Annotated in this window: 13 protein-coding genes and 1 tRNA gene; 8 read left to right on the top strand and 6 right to left on the bottom strand. The window is 68.7% G+C overall.

Going from position 1 to position 15154, the window contains the following annotated elements; all coding sequences use genetic code 11:
- Positions 1-267 precede the first annotated feature (267 nt).
- The 3 genes from ABTX18_RS12510 (at position 268) to ABTX18_RS12520 (ending at position 3315) form a co-directional block, all read left to right on the top strand.
- Positions 268-1116 (top strand): helix-turn-helix transcriptional regulator, encoded by an 849-nt coding sequence (locus ABTX18_RS12510; protein WP_352122700.1) that lies wholly within the window; start codon positions 268-270, stop codon positions 1114-1116.
- A 187-nt stretch (positions 1117-1303) separates the two neighbouring features.
- Positions 1304-2284 (top strand): helix-turn-helix transcriptional regulator, encoded by a 981-nt coding sequence (locus ABTX18_RS12515; RefSeq protein WP_352122701.1) that lies wholly within the window; start codon positions 1304-1306, stop codon positions 2282-2284.
- A complete protein-coding gene (locus tag ABTX18_RS12520) occupies positions 2281-3315 on the top strand; it encodes a helix-turn-helix transcriptional regulator (RefSeq protein ID WP_352122702.1) in 1035 nt (344 codons plus the stop codon). Before ABTX18_RS12515 ends, ABTX18_RS12520 begins: the two co-directional genes overlap by 4 nt.
- A gap of 33 nt (positions 3316-3348) precedes the next feature.
- Here ABTX18_RS12520 and ABTX18_RS12525 read toward each other — a convergent pair whose 3' ends face one another.
- From ABTX18_RS12525 to dnaK, 4 genes are all read right to left on the bottom strand, one after another.
- On the bottom strand, positions 3349-3795 hold the full coding sequence (locus tag ABTX18_RS12525; RefSeq protein WP_093899393.1) for a heat shock protein transcriptional repressor HspR: 447 nt from the start codon (positions 3793-3795) through the stop codon (positions 3349-3351).
- A gap of 1 nt (position 3796) precedes the next feature.
- Complete coding sequence (gene dnaJ, locus ABTX18_RS12530; protein ID WP_352122703.1) at positions 3797-4984, bottom strand: molecular chaperone DnaJ; 1188 nt, start codon at positions 4982-4984, stop codon at positions 3797-3799.
- Positions 4985-5068: 84 nt separating this feature from the next.
- Complete coding sequence (gene grpE / locus ABTX18_RS12535) at positions 5069-5722, bottom strand: nucleotide exchange factor GrpE (protein WP_352122704.1); 654 nt, start codon at positions 5720-5722, stop codon at positions 5069-5071.
- Positions 5719-7572 (bottom strand): molecular chaperone DnaK, encoded by a 1854-nt coding sequence (gene dnaK, locus ABTX18_RS12540; RefSeq protein ID WP_352122705.1) that lies wholly within the window; start codon positions 7570-7572, stop codon positions 5719-5721. Before dnaK ends, grpE begins: the two co-directional genes overlap by 4 nt.
- A gap of 326 nt (positions 7573-7898) precedes the next feature.
- Between dnaK and ABTX18_RS12545 the strand changes: the two genes are divergently transcribed.
- The 4 genes from ABTX18_RS12545 to ABTX18_RS12560 all read left to right on the top strand — a co-directional run bounded on the left by ABTX18_RS12545 (position 7899) and on the right by ABTX18_RS12560 (position 13349).
- Positions 7899-8582, top strand: a complete 684-nt coding sequence (locus ABTX18_RS12545) for a sugar transferase (RefSeq protein ID WP_503061134.1) — start codon at positions 7899-7901, stop codon at positions 8580-8582.
- Between the two features lie 116 nt (positions 8583-8698).
- Positions 8699-10975, top strand: a complete 2277-nt coding sequence (locus tag ABTX18_RS12550) for a (Fe-S)-binding protein (RefSeq protein ID WP_352122707.1) — start codon at positions 8699-8701, stop codon at positions 10973-10975.
- A gap of 163 nt (positions 10976-11138) precedes the next feature.
- Positions 11139-12317, top strand: coding sequence for an FG-GAP repeat domain-containing protein (locus ABTX18_RS12555; protein ID WP_503061135.1), 1179 nt, complete (start codon positions 11139-11141; stop codon positions 12315-12317).
- 126 nt (positions 12318-12443) lie between these two features.
- Positions 12444-13349: a Yip1 family protein gene (locus tag ABTX18_RS12560; protein ID WP_352122709.1), complete on the top strand. Its 906-nt coding sequence runs from the start codon at positions 12444-12446 to the stop codon at positions 13347-13349.
- 92 nt (positions 13350-13441) lie between these two features.
- Here the strand turns inward: ABTX18_RS12560 and ABTX18_RS12565 are convergent, their stop codons facing one another.
- Complete coding sequence (locus ABTX18_RS12565) at positions 13442-13942, bottom strand: phosphoribosyltransferase (RefSeq protein ID WP_352122710.1); 501 nt, start codon at positions 13940-13942, stop codon at positions 13442-13444.
- 5 nt (positions 13943-13947) lie between these two features.
- A complete protein-coding gene (gene dcd, locus ABTX18_RS12570; RefSeq protein WP_136326616.1) occupies positions 13948-14523 on the bottom strand; it encodes a dCTP deaminase in 576 nt (191 codons plus the stop codon).
- 474 nt (positions 14524-14997) lie between these two features.
- Here dcd and ABTX18_RS12575 point away from each other — a divergent pair.
- Positions 14998-15068, top strand: a tRNA-Gly gene (locus ABTX18_RS12575).
- Positions 15069-15154: the final 86 nt, after the last annotated feature.

The raw sequence follows: 15154 nt of genomic DNA on the forward strand, positions 1-15154 counted from the left end.
TACATTTCGGCTTCGTCCTCACTTGATGGGTCATCTCCCCCGCACGTAAGACGATGTCCCACCCAGGGACCCGAACACCACTGGGTCGATGCATCATGTTCCTGCTGGTTCAAGAACATGGGGGGTGGAGATATGGCCACAAGTAAACCGAATACGGGACATCCTCATGGGATCACCGACCTTTGCGAAGCAGGGCGGCGCCTTTACGCCAGTGCGCTGCGATCCGGACGGATACCCCGTTCAGACGTCGCGCCCGCACCCTGCCTGATGGACTTCGCACTGCTGCACCCGGACCCCGATGACCCCGAGTGGCTCCGCCCCGTACCACCGTCGGCCGCGCTCGCCCAGCGCCTCCATCCCATCGAGCGGGAGATCCAGGACCGCCGTCGGCGCTCCCTCGAACTGGCCGAATCCTTCGAACCGTTCATGGACATCAGCGCTCAGGATGCTCCGACCACGCATGCCATCACCGTGCTGGAGGGCAACGCCAGAATCAACGCCGCCATCGATGTCGCTACAGCCGAGTGCACCAACGAAGTCCTCACCATCCAGCCCGGTGGCGGACGCAGCGAACTGATACTCAGCAAGGGCGTCGAACGGGGACAGGCCGTGATCGATCGCGGCGTCAGCATCCGCACGCTGTACCAGCACACTGTCCGACACCATCACGGGACGTACGCCTACGCCGAGCGCCTGGCAAAGGGCAAGGTCGAGATCCGTACCCTCGAAGAACTCGTCGAGCGCATGCTGGTCTTCGATCACACCGTGGCCTTCATTCCTGCCCAGGAGGATGGGGAAGTCGCACTCGAACTGCGCCACCCCGGCCTGGTGGCATACCTGACGAGGGTCTTCGAGCAACTCTGGCAGCGCGCCACCCCACTTCTCGAAGATGTGCGGTACGACCACACTCCCCAAGGAATCAGTGGCGTTCAACGCTCCATCGCCCAACTCCTCGTAGAGGGCCACGTAGACGACTCGATAGCACGACGTCTCGGCATGAACGTGCGTACCTGCCGGACCCACATCGCGAAACTGAACACCGCCCTCGGCAGCAAGAGCCGCACTCAACTCGGCTATTTGATTGCCCGGTCAGGAATCCTTGACCAGGATTCCTGACCGGGCCGGCCCCAAAAGATCCCCACCCCCGGGCCGGGCGCGCGTGACCACGCAACGGGGGAGAGCATGGCCACGCCCTTTGAACAGCCGAGGGAGTTCCCGGCTCCCCCGACACGCCAACACTCCCTCGGTGGTTAGGGTTTCACCACCGTCATCTTGTTGCACTGCAAAGAATGAGGGGGTCCAGATGGGTACGGACACAGGCATACCAGACCACCCGCACAACAACTCCGAACTGTGCGAGCCCGCAATCCAGCTCTACGCCGAATCCCTGCGCCGTGGGCGGCTCCCCCGAGCCGATGTCGCAGCGGCTCCCTGCCTCATCGAGATGGCCCTGCTCCACCCGGACCCACGCGATACGACCATGCTGTGCCCTGCCGCTCCTTCGGTCGCGCTCACCCATCTCCTGCAGCCCCTCACCCGCGACGTCTTCGAGCAGGTACGCCGCAGCGCGGCACTGGTCGACTCCCTGGCACCACTGGCGGCCATCGCGAGCGAGGACCCCAACCTCTCCATCACCGTCCTCGAAGGCAAGAAACTGATCGACTCCGCCCTCCAGGAAGCAGCCGCCGGCGCCCATACAGAAGTCCTGACTGCTCAGCCGGGCGGCCACCGGTCGCCCGCGCAGATCAACCAAGGGCTGGCCAACGGACTGGCAGCCGTGAGCCGAGGGGCCCGGCTACGCCACATCTACCAGCACCCGGCGCGCTACAGCGCCCCCGTCAAGGACTACCTGGAGCGAATGCCCTCGGGCCAGGTCGAAGTGAGAACGATGGAACTGACCATCGACCGGCTCATCATCTTCGACCACGCGGTGGCGTTCATTCCCGCGACGGCCGACCGCGAGGTGGCGCTCCAGATCCGCCATCCGGCTCTGGTCCGCTACCTGGTGCAGGTGTACGAGGTGCTGTGGGCGCAGGCCACCCCCATCACCGAACACCTGCAGACGGCAACCCCGGGGGCTCCCGTCACCGCCGTGCAACTCAGCATCGCCCGCCTCCTGGTCGAGGGACACCATGACGAGGCCGTGGCACGCAAACTGGGCTTCAGCGTCCGCACCTGCCGCACCCACATCGCCAAGCTCATGCAGATCCTCGACGCCACCAGCCGCACCCACCTCGGCGCCCTCCTCGTCCAGTCGGGCATCGCCGGACCGACGCGGACGTGACGGCACGACCCGTGCACACGCACGTGGACCGCGATCTGTGCGACGTGGCCGTCAGTCTGTACGCCGAGGCACTGGCCAGAGGCAGCCTCGCCCGGTCAGCCGTCGAACCCGCGCCCTGCCTCATCGACACGGCTCTCCTGCGGCCCGACCCGCACGACGGCCGGCTCCTGCGCCCCGTACCCCCGGGAGCGGCTCTCGCTCACCTGCTGCATCCCTTGGCCCAGGGCCTCCTGCGTCAGGCCCGGGACGCCGACCTCCTGGCCAAGGCACTGATCCCGCTGACATCCCTCGAACGCCCGCCGCGTCTCGCCATCGACGTAATCGTCGGCCCGCTGGCCATTCAGGCTGCGATCAGCCGTTCACTGTGCGAGACAGATGGCGAGATCCTGATGATTCAGCCCGGCAGCACGCGGCCGGCCGAAGAGCTCCATGTGGCACTGGCCGGCACTTTGCCCACCGTGGAGCGGGGCGTCCGGCTGCGCCACATCTACCAGCATTCGGCGCGCTACAGCTCGGCACTCAAGGCGTACATGGGCCAACTACCCGACAGCCTCCTCCAGGTACGCACCCTGGAACGGGCCGTCGACCGTCTCCTCATCTTCGACCGCAAGATCGCCTACGTTCCCGCCACGCCCGACCGGAGCGTCGCCCTCGAGATCCGCCACCCCGCGCTCGTCGGCTTCCTGGCCGGGATGTACGAGACGCTGTGGGCGCAGGCCACTCCCTTCAACCAGCAACTCCCCACCACCCTCCCCGGCACCCCCGTCACCGCCGTCCAGCACAGCATCGCCCGTCTCCTGACCGAGGGGAACCAGGACGAGGCCGTCGCCCGCAAGCTCGGCATCAGCGTCCGCACCTGCCGCACCCACATCGCCAAGCTCATGCAGACCCTCGAAGCCACCAGCCGCACCCACCTCGGCGCCCTCCTCGCCCAGTCCGGCATCACCGAGCCCGTACCGCCGGGCGCACCAACAGGCCCCGCGCCCCCGGGCACCACGCAGAAGCCCGCCACCCCCGACGTTCCGGGGTGACGGGCTCCTCGTGCGTACGGGGGCAGGCCCCGTTCAGTCCTTCGGCCGCTTCGGCCGCCAGACCACCAACGCGCTGGTCTGCTGCACATCCTGATACGGCACCAGGTCGCGCCGGTACGACGCATGCACCTGCGCCTCGCGCTGCTGCATGGCCACCGCCGCCCCGTCCACGGCCGCCGAGAGCTCGGCGACGCGCTGCTGGAGGGCCGCTACCTGGTTCTCCAGTTCGATGATGCGCTTGATGCCGGCCAGGTTGATGCCCTCGTCCTGCGACAGCTGCTGCACGGTGCGCAGCAGCTCGATGTCGCGGGCCGAGTAACGCCGTCCGCGTCCGGCCGTGCGGTCGGGGGAGACCAGGCCGAGGCGGTCGTACTGGCGCAGCGTCTGCGGATGCAGGCCCGAGAGCTGGGCCGCGATCGAGATCACGTACACCGGGGATTCATCCGTGAGTTCGTACGGATTACGTCGTCGGCCGTCCACCTCAAGCTCCCTTCGCTGCCTGGAACAGCTCCGCCCGCGGATCCTCGTCCGCGGTCGCCTTGCGGTAGGTCTCCAGGGCGTCCCGGGCCTCGGGGCCCAGGTCGGTGGGGACCGCCACCTCGACGGTGACCAGCAGGTCGCCGCGGGTGCCGTCCTTGCGGACGGCGCCCTTGCCGCGGGCCCGCATGGTGCGCCCGCCCGGCGTGCCCGCCGGGAGCTTGAGGGTGACCGGCGGTCCGCCGAGCGTGGGGACCTTCACCTCACCGCCGAGCGCCGCCTCCGTGAAGGTGACGGGCACGGTGACCGTGAGGTTGTCGCCCTTGCGGCCGAAGACCGGGTGGGCGTCGACGTGGACGACGACGTAGAGGTCGCCGGCCGGACCGCCGCGCTCGCCCGGGGTGCCCTTGCCGCGCAGCCGGATCCGCTGGCCGTCGAGGACGCCCGCCGGAATCCTGACCTGCATGGTGCGGGACGACTTCGCCCGGCCGCTGCCCTTGCAGACCTCGCAGGGGTCCTGGGCGATGAGGCCCCGGCCCTTGCAGTCCACGCAGGGATCGGTGAGCGAGAACCCGCCGCCGCTGCCACGCGAGACCTGGCCGGTGCCGACGCACGTCGGGCAGACCCTGGGGGTGCCGTTCCTGTCGCCGGTACCGGAGCACGCCTTGCAGGGCGCCTGGCTGGACATCCGCAGCGGGACCGTGGCCCCGTCGACGGCCTCGGTGAAGCTGAGCGTCACCTCGGACTCGATGTCCTGGCCGCGGCGCGGCTGCACCCGGGTGCCCGTGGAGCCGCCCCGGTTGAAGAGCCCGCCGAAGACATCGCCCAGGCCGCCGCCGCCGAAACCGCCGGCGCCGCCCTGCTGGCCCCCGCCCGGGGCGCCTCCGAAGAGGTCCCCCAGGTCGAAGTTGAAGTTGCCCTGGGCCCCGCCGGGTCCGGCGCGGAAGCCGCCGTTGCCGAAGAGGGCGCGCGCCTCGTCGTACTCCTTGCGCTTCTTGGTGTCACCGAGGACGTCGTTCGCCTCGGAGATCTCCTTGAAGCGCTCCTCCGCCTTGTCGTCGCCCTTGTTGGCGTCCGGGTGGAACTCGCGGGCGAGCTTCCGGTACGCCTTCTTGATCTCGGCGTCGGTGGCGTCCTTGGGGACGCCGAGAACCTTGTAGTAGTCCTTCTCGACGAAGTCCTTCGTACTCATCGACGTCCCTCCTTCCGGACGCCCGGCCGGGTGGCCGGGTGGAGTGGTGCCAGGCGGTGTGCTGCCAGATGGTCGGACAGGATGTCAGACCTCCTCGCCGCCACCGCTCTCCTCGTCGTCTGCCTTCTCTTCCTTCGCTGCCGCGGGGGTCGCCCCCGGCTGCGGTTCGGCCACCGCCACCCGCGCGGGGCGGATGGTGCGCTCGCCGATCCGGTACCCGGGCTGCAGGATCGCCACGCAGGTCGTCTCGGTGACGTCCGGTGCGTAGCTGTGCATCAGGGCTTCGTGGATCGTCGGGTCGAAGGGCTCGCCTTCCTTGCCGAACTGCTGCAGTCCGAGCTTGGCGACGACCGTCTCCAGCGATTCGGCCACCGACTTGAACCCGCCCACGAGCTCCCCGTGCTCACGGGCCCGGCCGACGTCGTCGAGCACGGGCAGGAGCTCGGACAGGAGGCCCGCGACCGCGATCTCCTTGACCGTGACCCGGTCCCGCTCCACGCGGCGGCGGTAGTTCTGGTACTCGGCCTGGAGCCGCTGGAGGTCGCCCGTGCGCTCGGAGAGCGCGGTGCGGACCTGGTCCAGCTGTGCGGTCAGTGCCGTCGTCCGGTTCGCGTCGTCCCCGGCCGGGGCCGCCGCCTCCTCCGAAGAGGGGGCGGCGGCCTCCGGCTCGGCGTCTTCAGGGGTGGCGCCGGAGGGGACGTCGGGCTTCTCCTCGAAGCCCGGAGTCTCCTCGGTCACGCCGCACCGCCCTTGGAGTCCTTCTCGTCGTCGACGATCTCGGCGTCGACGACATCGTCGTCAGCCTTGGCCTGCTCGGCACCGGGCTGCGCGTCACCCTGCGGGCCGCCCTCGGACTGGGCGTTGGCGTACATCGCCTGGCCCAGCTTCTGGGAGACGGCCGCGACCTTCTCGGTGGCGGTGCGGATCTCGGCGGTGTCCTCGCCCTTGAGCTTCTCCTTCAGCTCGGTGAGCGCGGTCTCCACCTCCGTCTTCACGTCGCCGGGGACCTTGTCCTCGTTGTCCTTGAGGAACTTCTCCGTCTGGTAGACGAGCTGCTCGCCCTGGTTGCGGGACTCGGCGGCCTCGCGACGGCGGTGGTCCTCGTCCGCGTACTGCTCGGCCTCTTCGCGCATCCGGTTGACCTCGTCCTTCGGCAGCGAGGAGCCACCGGTGACGGTCATCTTCTGCTCCTTGCCGGTGCCCAGGTCCTTGGCGGCGACGTGCATGATGCCGTTGGCGTCGATGTCGAACGCGACCTCGATCTGCGGCACACCGCGCGGGGCCGGCGGCAGACCCGTCAGCTCGAACATCCCGAGCTTCTTGTTGTACGCCGCGATCTCGCGCTCGCCCTGGTAGACCTGGATCTGCACGGACGGCTGGTTGTCCTCGGCCGTCGTGAAGATCTCGGACCGCTTGGTCGGGATCGTGGTGTTGCGCTCGATGAGCTTGGTCATGATCCCTCCCTTGGTCTCGATGCCGAGGGACAGCGGGGTGACGTCGAGGAGCAGGACGTCCTTGACCTCGCCCTTGAGGACACCGGCCTGGAGCGAGGCGCCGATGGCGACGACCTCGTCCGGGTTGACGCCCTTGTTGGCTTCCTGGCCGCCCGTGAGCTCCTTGACGAGCTCGGCGACGGCCGGCATGCGGGTCGAGCCACCGACGAGAACGACGTGGTCGATCTCGGAGAGCTGGATGCCCGCGTCCTTGATGACGTTCTGGAACGGGCTCTTGCAGCGGTCCAGGAGGTCAGCGGTCAGCTGCTGGAACTGCGAGCGCGTGAGCTTCTCGTCCAGGTGCAGCGGGCCCTCGGCCGACGCCGTGATGTACGGCAGGTTGATCGAGGTCTCCGTGGAGGACGACAGCTCGATCTTCGCCTTCTCCGCGGCTTCGCGGAGACGCTGGAGAGCCATCTTGTCCTTGGACAGGTCCACGCCGTGCCCGTTGGCGAACTGCTTCACCAGGTAGTCGACGACGCGCTGGTCCCAGTCGTCGCCACCGAGGTGGTTGTCGCCGTTCGTGGCCTTCACCTCGACGACGCCGTCGCCGATCTCCAGGAGGGACACGTCGAAGGTGCCGCCACCGAGGTCGAAGACGAGGATCGTCTGGTCGTCCTTGTCGAGGCCGTACGCCAGCGCGGCGGCCGTCGGCTCGTTGACGATACGCAGGACGTTCAGGCCCGCGATCTCGCCGGCCTCCTTCGTCGCCTGACGCTCGGAGTCGTTGAAGTACGCCGGGACGGTGATGACCGCGTCGGCCACCTTCTCGCCCAGGTAGGACTCGGCGTCGCGCTTGAGCTTCTGCAGGATGAAGGCGCTCATCTGCTGCGGGTTGAAGCTCTTGCCGTCGATCTCGATCTTCCAGTCAGTGCCCATGTGGCGCTTGACCGAACGGATCGTCCTGTCGACGTTCGTCACTGCCTGGCGCTTGGCGACCTCGCCTACCAGAACCTCGCCGTTCTTCGCGAAGGCGACGACGGACGGCGTGGTCCTGGCGCCTTCGGCGTTGGTGATGACGGTGGGCTCGCCGCCTTCGAGAACGCTGACGACGGAGTTAGTCGTGCCCAGGTCGATGCCGACCGCACGTGCCATTTCAATTCCTCCAACTGACTACTTGAGTGGATCTGGCTCAAGGATGCATGACACGCGTCCCGGAGTCAACAGACCTGAGTCGGGCCGACTCAACTAACGTGCATGTACCCCTCCCCACCAGCCGAAACAGCGTGAGCCAAGGAGGCCCGTACCGGCGATCGGCGGCACATCCCACCCGCGTACGGGCGACACCTGCTCTCCCCACGGGTCGCACGGCCCTCCCCATCATCGCCTCATGGGATCGTTCTGTCACAAAATGCCGCGAGCCGCACAAAACCGGCACGCGAACCGCCGACTCCGTCAGCCGACCCAGGCAGGTGCGAACGATGCAGAAGCAGTGGCAGAGTCACGGCCCCCGGCGCCGCGCGCGACGGACCTGGCAGCCGCCCCGCCCACCCCGCCTCACGGCCGCCCGCAAAGCCCTGCGGACCGCGGCCTCGGCTGTCCCGCCCCGCCCCACCGCCAAACGCGCCCTGGACCTGACCCTCGGCTCGGCCCTGCTTCTCCTGGCGGCCCCCCTGCTCGCCGCGGCCGCGCTCACCCTCGCTGCCCAGCGCGGCCCCGGGGGCGTACTGACGCGCTCGACCCGGGTCGGAGCCGATGGCAGACCCTTCGTCCTGCGGTCGCTGCGCACGCGCCGGCTGCGGCTGCACGTGATCTCCCGGCTTCCCCATGTCGTACGGGGCGAGCTCTCCCTCGTCGGCCCGGTCCCGCTCGTACCGGGCGACGTACGCGGCAGGCCGGCGGGTGCGAGAGACTGGCGGCGGGAACTGAAGCCCGGCCTGACCGGCCTGGCCCAGATCCGCCACCGCTCGGCGATGCCCTGGGACGAGCCCGACCTCCTCGACCAGCACTACGCCGAGCGCCACCGCCCGGGCCTGGACCTGGCGATCCTCGCGGAAGCCGTCGGCGCACCCCTGCGCCGGGCGGCCCGGGGCTTCGCCGGGCGCGGCAAGGCGGACCTGAGCGACACAGATCACCGCCTGCCCGGCTACAGGACGGCGGAATAAGTGGATAGTGTCAGCACAGACTGATTAAGTTACTGCTTAGTAAGCACACTGCGTCATCTCTGAGTAATCAGCGATCATCGCTGGACCCCACCCTCGCAGGCCCGAGGAGCCCCCAAATGCAACTCGCCGCGATCATCGTGTCGCTGGTGCTGACCGTCGTCGGCGTTGCGCTCATCGCCCGAGCGGTCGCGCAGATCTACCGGTTCGTCCGTCTCGGACAGTCGGTACCGGCAGGCAGCCGCACCGACGACCCCAAGCAGCGCACGATCACCCTGGTCAAGGAGTTCCTCGGCCACACCCGGATGAACCGGTGGGGCATCGTGGGCTTCGCGCACTGGTTCGTCGCGATCGGCTTCCTGACGCTGCCGCCGACGCTGCTCCAGGCGTACGGACAGCTCTTCAAGGCCGACTGGGTGCTGCCGGTCATCGGTGAATGGCTGCCGTTCGAGCTGTACATCGAGTTCATCGGCCTGATGACGACGGTCGGCATCCTCGTGCTGATCGCCATCCGGCTGCTGAACCTCCCCTCCCGGGCCGGCCGCAAGTCGCGGTTCGCGGGCTCCAAGGCCTGGCAGGCGTACTTCGTCGAGTACGTCATCCTCGTCATCGGCCTCGCGATCCTGACCCTGCGCGGTCTCGAAGGCGCGATCCACCACGTCGGCGGCTACGAGGCCGCGTACTTCGTCTCGTACCCGCTGGTCCTCGCCTTCAAGGGACTCGCGCTCGGCACGCTGCAGAACCTCATCTACTTCGTCGCGATGATCAAGATCGGCACCTCGCTGATCTGGATGATCACGGTCTCGCTCAACACCAACATGGGTGTGGCCTGGCACCGCTTCCTCGCCTTCCCCAACATCTGGTTCAAGCGCAACGCCGACGGCGAGGTCGCGCTGGGCGCGCTGCAGCCGATGACCAGCGGCGGCAAGGAGATCGACTTCGAGGACCCGGGCGAGGACGACGTCTTCGGCGTCTCCCAGGTCGAGCAGTTCTCCTGGAAGGGCATCCTCGACTTCTCCACGTGTACGGAGTGCGGCCGCTGCCAGTCGCAGTGCCCCGCCTGGAACACGGGCAAGCCCCTCTCCCCGAAGCTCCTGATCATGTCCCTGCGCGACCACGCGCACGCCAAGGCCCCGTACCTGCTGGCCGACGGCGGCAAGGACATGGAGGGCAACGAGAAGGCCACCGAGGAACAGCTCAAGGACGTCCCCGCGGCCGCCCTCGCGGAGGCCGAGCGCCCGCTGATCGGCACGGCCGAGGAGAACGGCGTCATCGACCCGGACGTCCTCTGGTCCTGCACCACCTGCGGTGCGTGCGTCGAGCAGTGCCCGGTCGACATCGAGCACATCGACCACATCGTCGACATGCGCCGCTACCAGGTGATGATCGAGTCCGCGTTCCCGTCCGAGGCGGGCACGATGCTCAAGAACCTGGAGAAGAAGGGCAACCCCTGGGGGCTCGCCAAGAAGCAGCGCGTCGAGTGGACCAAGGAGGTCGACTTCGAGGTCCCGATCGTCGGCAAGGACGTCGAGGACCTCACGGAGGTCGACTACCTGTACTGGGTCGGCTGTGCGGGCGCCCTGGAGGACCGGGCGAAGAAGACCACCAAGGCCTTCGCGGAGCTCCTGCACATCGCGGGCGTCAAGTTCGCGATCATGGGCGGCGACGAGAAGTGCACCGGTGACTCGGCCCGCCGCCTGGGCAACGAGCCGCTGTTCCAGCAGCTCGGCCAGGAGAACGTCGCGATGCTGAACATGGCTTTTGGAGAGGACTCCGCCGAGGACGGTGACGACTCCACCAAGAAGGCGAAAGCGACGAAGAAGATCGTCGCGACCTGCCCGCACTGCTTCAACACCATCGCGAACGAGTACCCGCAGCTCGGCGGCGAGTACGAGGTCATCCACCACACGCAGCTGCTCCAGCACCTCGTCGACGAGGGCAAGCTGATCCCGGTGACGCCGGTCGAGGGTCTGATCACGTACCACGACCCCTGCTACCTGGGCCGTCACAACAAGATCTACACGCCCCCGCGCGAGATCATCGCCAAGGTTCCGGGTCTGCGGAACGAGGAGATGCACCGCCACAAGGAGCGCGGCTTCTGCTGCGGCGCCGGTGGTGCCCGGATGTGGATGGAGGAGCGGATCGGCAAGCGCATCAACAACGAGCGCGTCGACGAAGCCCTCTCCCTCAACCCGGACATCGTCTCCACCGCCTGCCCGTTCTGCCTCGTCATGCTGACCGACTCGGTCAACGGCAAGAAGAACGAGGGCAAGGCGAAGGAGTCGATCCAGGTGGTCGACGTGTCGCAGCTGCTGCTCGACTCCGTGAAGACCCCGGCCGACCCCGCGGGCGAACCGGAAGAGGCTGACGCGCCGGAGCCGGAACCGGTGAAGTAACCGGAATCCGCGCCACGCGTTGCACAAGCGGCCGGACCTGCCTCGGGGGCAGGACCGGCCGCTTCTGCTTTACGGCGCCGGTGACGCATCATGTGGGGCGGCCGGGACGAATCGAGACGGCCGGGACGACCACGACGTACGAGGTATTCCTGCGGGGATACGCATGCGGAGGCACCCCGTGCGGATACGCATCCCGAGGGCAACAGCACCAGCACGCACCGGACGGACACCCCGCGCGGCAGCCGCCATGGCGACCGGCTGCGTCCTCCTGCTGGCGGCGTGCGCGGGTCCCCCCGCCGCCCCGGCCCCCAAGAACGGCGACGCCCCGCCCACCGCCCTCTCCGGCCTGGCGGGCGCCGAGCCCCGCGCCGTCCCGCACGGCACCGGCAGCCGCACCCCCGACGACTTCAACGGCGACGGCCACCGCGACCTCGTCCTCGACCACCTGGTGAAACCGGCGGCCGGCAGCCACGGCGAGGACGCCGGGATCGGCATCGTGTACGGCTCCGCCACCCGCGGCCTCGACCCTTCGGTACGCCAACTGCTCAGCGCCCACGCGAACGCCGCGAAGTCCGGCGACACCCTCCCCTCCGCGTTCGACGCCGAGGCGTCGTGCGACCTGGACCGGGACGGCTTCACCGACCTGATCGTGGGCACCGACCCCCCGTACAACGGCATCGGCCGCCCGCCCGTGCCGCTGCAGATCCTGTTCGGTTCCCCGGCGGGCCTCACCGGCAAGGCGGTCACCCTGCGGATCCCGGACCGGGCCCGCTTCGGCAACGCCTGGCCGGGCCACCCCGTCTGCGGCGACTTCGACGGCGACGGGAAGCCGGACCTGGCCGTGACGGCGAGCGCGGGCCGGATCAGCTTCCTGCGGGGCCCGTTCACCCGGGACGGCCGCCCGCACGCCGCCGGCGGTACCGTCCCCGGCGCGGGCCCCGCCCTGTCCGCCCCCGAGCCCCGGACGGACGCGAACGGCGACGGGTACGACGACCTGGTGTACACGGCCGCCCCCCGTGAACCCGGCACCGCCGGCACGGGCACGCTGCTGCTCGGCAGCCCCGACGGACCGGGCCGTCCGGGTGGCACGTACCGCTTCCGCGCCCCGGCCACGGCCCTCCCGGCGGCGCCCCTGCGCAAGGCGGCGGGCAACAGCGCCCCTGCCGCCCGTGCGGAAACGACTCTCCTCCAGCGCTACGCGGACTTCGACGGCGACAAGAAGCCGGACACGGTGGTCCGTACGCACCGGGGCGAAAGCGCCGACCTGATCGCGCTGTACCCGGCGGCCACACCGGACCGCCCACTGAGCACGTTCACCAGCGCGCTGTTCCTGACCGACTGACGCCGACTGACCGACTGGGGGCAGCCCCTCAGGGTTCCCTTACGGGATGTCACAGGTAGGCGGCAAAGGCCGCCCAGTTCCCCCGCCCGCGCACCCGGCCCGCGCGGACCAGGTACGTTCGATTACGTGGCTGGATTCAGGATCGGACGCGGCCGGGACAACAACCGCACCCCGCAGCAAGCGCAACAGCAGCCGTACGGCACTCAGGCACCGCCGCCGTACGGACAGCAGCAATGGCCGCCGACGGGAGGTGGTGGAGCCCCGCACAACGCCGGATACAACAACGGCGGCGGCGGCTACAACACCGGCGGCGCCGACGAGCCGGAGTACTTCGCCGACCCGTACCCGCAGCAGCACGGGCACCACCCCCAGCACCCGGGCGACCCGTACGCGAACAGCGCCGGTCACACCCAGGCCTTCAGCATCAACGAGGACCCCTACGGCGACGGCAACACCTACCGCGCCGGACAGGCCCCCGCCCAGCCGGCGGGCCCGCGCCTGCACTGGAAGCAGCTGCTGAGCGGCATCGTGACCCGCCCCGGGCCGACGTTCTGGCAGATGCGCGACTACCCCGTCTGGGGCCCGGCGCTCGTCGTCACGTTCCTGTACGGCCTGCTGGCGCTGTTCGGCTTCGACCAGGCACGCGACGACGCGATCAACGCTCCGGTCGGCAACGCGATCCCCTACGTCATCATCACGGGCATCGGTTTCGTGCTCGGCGGCCTGGTGCTCGGCGCGGTCACCCACACCCTCGCCCGCCAGCTCGGCGGCGACGGCGCGTGGCAGCCGACCGTGGGCCTGTCCATGCTGATCATGTCGATCACGGACGCCCCGCGCCTGATCTTCGCGCTCTTCCTGGGCGGCGAGAACTCCCTCGTTCAGATCCTCGGCTGGCTCACGTGGCTGGCGGCCGCGGCCCTGTTCACCTCGATGGTGAGCAAGTCCCACGACCTGCCGTGGCCCAAGGCCCTGGGCGCGTCGGCGATCCAGCTGCTCGCCCTGGTCTCGATCCTCAAGCTGGGAACGATCTAGCGGGAACGCTCCGACAAGAACGAGAGCCCCCGCGGCCCATCCCGGAATCCACCGGAAGGGGCTGCGGGGGCTCTCGCATCCGCCCGTCGGGCTCAGGCGTCCAGAACCTGCCCGCTGCGTCGCACGACGGGCTTGTCGACACTCCACGGGAAGTTGATCCAGCGATCGGTCTTCTTCCACACGTACTCGCACTTCACGAGCGAGTGCGACTTCTCGTAGATCACGGCCGAGCGCACCTCGGCGACATGATCGATGCAGAAGTCGTGCACCAGCTTCAGCGTCTTCCCGGTATCGGCGACATCGTCGGCGATGAGGACCTTCTTGTCCGAGAAGTCGATGGCGTTGGGCACGGGCGCCAGCATGACGGGCATTTCCAGCGTGGTGCCCACACCCGTGTAGAACTCGACGTTGACCAGGTGGATGTTCTTGCAGTCCAGCGCGTACGCCAGCCCGCCGGCGACGAAGACCCCGCCGCGCGCGATGCTCAGCACCACGTCCGGCTCGTACCCGTCGTCGGCCACGGCCTGCGCCAGCTCCCGTACGGCGTGCCCGAAGCCGTCGTACGTCAGGTTCTCCCGCGTCTCATCACTCATCGCGCTCACACCTGGGTCCGGTGGAAGTTCATGAAGGACCGCGACGCGGTCGGCCCGCGCTGCCCCTGGTACCGCGAGCCGTACCGCTCGGAGCCGTACGGGAACTCCGACGGTGAACTCAGCCGGAACATGCACAGCTGACCGATCTTCATCCCCGGCCAGAGCTTTATCGGCAGCGTCGCCAGATTCGACAGCTCCAGGGTCACGTGCCCGGAGAACCCGGGGTCGATGAACCCGGCCGTCGAGTGCGTCACCAGCCCCAGCCGCCCGAGCGAGCTCTTGCCCTCCAGCCGTGAGGCGAGATCGTCGGGCAGCGAGATGACCTCGTACGTCGAAGCCAGCACGAACTCACCGGGGTGCAGGATGAACGCCTCGTCCCCGTCCGGCTCGACGGTACGGGTCAGATCGGCCTGCTCGACGGCCGGATCGATGTGCGGATAGCGGTGGTTCTCGAACACCCGGAAATAGCGGTCGAGCCTCACATCGATGCTCGACGGCTGCACCATCGACGCATCGAAAGGATCAATACGTACGCGTCCGGCGTCGATCTCGGCCCGGATGTCCTTGTCTGAGAGAAGCACCCACCGAGGATACGCAGAACGCGCGGGCCCGCCCCCATCGGGCCGCCCCGCGCGCCTGTCGCCCGCTCTCCCCTACCGCTGCTCGGGCACCACCGGCACGGCATGCCGCAACCGCGCACACCGAGGACAACGGATAAGCCGCCCGGGACCGATCCGCGCGGGCCCGAGCTGCTGCATCGGGAACGAGGCGGTAGCGAAAACGTGCCCTTCGGCACAGCGGACGACGGTGCGCTCCATGGAGTCCATCAAGTCCCTTCCCCATCAAGCCGTGGACGAGAAAGCCACATTAGGGGATGAACGGGACGCCACCGCACGCGGCACTCCGACCCCCACGCTACGCCCCCAACTCCCGCCCACCACACCCCCATCCACTCCCCCAGCCCACGCCACGACGCCCGCACGGGCTCACGCCTCGGGGGGTCTGCGATGGGGTAGAGTGTGAAGCGCTGCGTCCCTGGTCAGCCAGTACGCTACGCGGGTGTAGTTTAATGGTAGAACATGAGCTTCCCAAGCTCAGAGCGCGAGTTCGATTCTCGTCACCCGCTCTTTTACGAACCCCCAGGTCATCGACCTGGGGGTTCGTCGTTGTCTAGACCTCTCACGACCTGCCGTGCCCTCCACGTGCCCTATC

It is taken from the genome of Streptomyces sp. NPDC096323 (assembly GCF_040302845.1).
In the GTDB taxonomy this organism is placed as follows: Bacteria; Actinomycetota; Actinomycetes; order Streptomycetales; family Streptomycetaceae; genus Streptomyces.